Genomic DNA, 1624 nt, shown 5'->3' with positions numbered 1-1624 from the left:
TTACAATCATAAGAGCCTGGCTATATCGGGGTAGCAGGCTCTTAGACATTATTTTTTTGTATAACGCACCCAGTCGTAATGAGCGTATAGAGGTGTTACACCATTGTAGGAACCGAGCCATTCATCTACACCCGTACCATTCCACAAGTTCATCATGATCTTTCCTGGTGTTGTCGGAATTTGACTTGTCGCAGTATGTTTTAATTGCCCATCGACATACCATTTAATAGAGTTTGGCTGCCAATCGAACGCATACGTATGATAGGCATTGGCTGCATCAAATCCGAGATCCACAATCTTTTCATGGTTTCCTACACCATTTGTATAATAGTTAAATTGAACCTTTGTTGTGTCTTTTCCTAAAAATTCGATATCAATCTCATCCCAAGGAGTTCCATCCGTTGGACCTGTGTAGGTGAAGAACGATGAAACGATCCCTACGTTTTTAGCTGGTTTCATTCTGACTTCATAAAGTCCATAGCCATATGTTTGAACAGAGCGGTTTTCCCCGCAGTCAAACTTGTTATAAGATGGACTTGTTAGCGCCAAACGCATTTCACCTAATGACGTCATTGATACGTTATTTGCACGCCAAGTGCAGTTGAACATATTTCCATTCGAATAACCATTTGCTTTTTGCCATAATCCGGAGTTATAGCTATTAAAAGGGTCAAAAAACGATCCACCTGTTTGAGCCGAGGCAGTAGAAGTGACTGCAGACAAACTCATAAACAATCCAGTAACAAGAAGCAACAACACTCGTTTCATACGATAAGACATGTTGGCATCCCCTCTCTATGAAAGCGTTTTCTTTAACGATCATACATGATTCTTTTAAAAGGGAACATCAGTCAAAATAATGATAATAACGAATCTTCTTACTAGAATTCTATATAATTTAGAATCGAATTTAATTTTTCTTTCCCGCTATCTACATATAAGGCATGAATGAATTCAAACGTTTTGGCCATAATCTCATCGTTTAAATTTTTGGACAAAGACACCCGTGTGCACACCAAGAGATTCCTTCTGATTGTTCCTCATTTTGAATGTGGTTTTTGTCAACATTGATGTCTAATAACCGATTTGAGTGCTCATACCCATTATCCTGGTATACTCTAATCCCCCTTCTTAAAGTACTCAGCCGCCTTTTCATAAGCTTCCTCGGCAAATGAACATAAGCCAAGGTTGTACAGAGATGATCCGATTAATCGTGACATATCGATTTCTCGTGCTTTGTCTAGAGCATCCTTATAATGAGGGATCGCTTTTTCAGACCGATGATTTAGTTCAAGTGAGTTCAGAACTGTCTTATGCTCAGTGAGGGGCCTAGCTGCAATTGACTGACCGTCTTTGTAGATAACATCAAAGACGCAGTAAACAACCTTATGAGCAGATTTTCTGGACATGAAACGTTCCATACAGCTTCAAAGTCAGGAGCACTGCCTGAAGCAGCTAAAAAGACTTCACAATCTCTAATGTATATCTCCTTTATACGAAATGGTTCGAATGGGGATTAATTACAGATATTACTCCATCAGATTTAGAAACAAGAATTGTGATTCTATGAAAAAAGGATAAGGCTATGGTGAAACAAGACCACTTATAATGTGATTTTTTAGGT

At 38.7% G+C, this 1624-nt stretch carries 1 protein-coding gene and 1 pseudogene; both read right to left on the bottom strand.

All coding sequences use genetic code 11. The annotated features are described in order from the left end of the window. Positions 1–48: 48 nt before the first annotated feature. Positions 49–780 (bottom strand): beta-glucanase, encoded by a 732-nt coding sequence (gene bglS / locus RAC86_RS38480; RefSeq protein ID WP_072566394.1) that lies wholly within the window; start codon positions 778–780, stop codon positions 49–51. Positions 781–1280: 500 nt separating this feature from the next. After that, positions 1281–1480, bottom strand: a pseudogene (locus RAC86_RS38475) (ATP-dependent DNA ligase); the annotation flags it as partial. Positions 1481–1624 lie beyond the last annotated feature (144 nt).

Source organism: Bacillus sp. LR_5, from assembly GCF_042709275.1.
The sequence above is the reverse complement of the archived record's forward strand: the minus strand, read 5'-3'. Positions and strand labels throughout refer to the sequence as shown.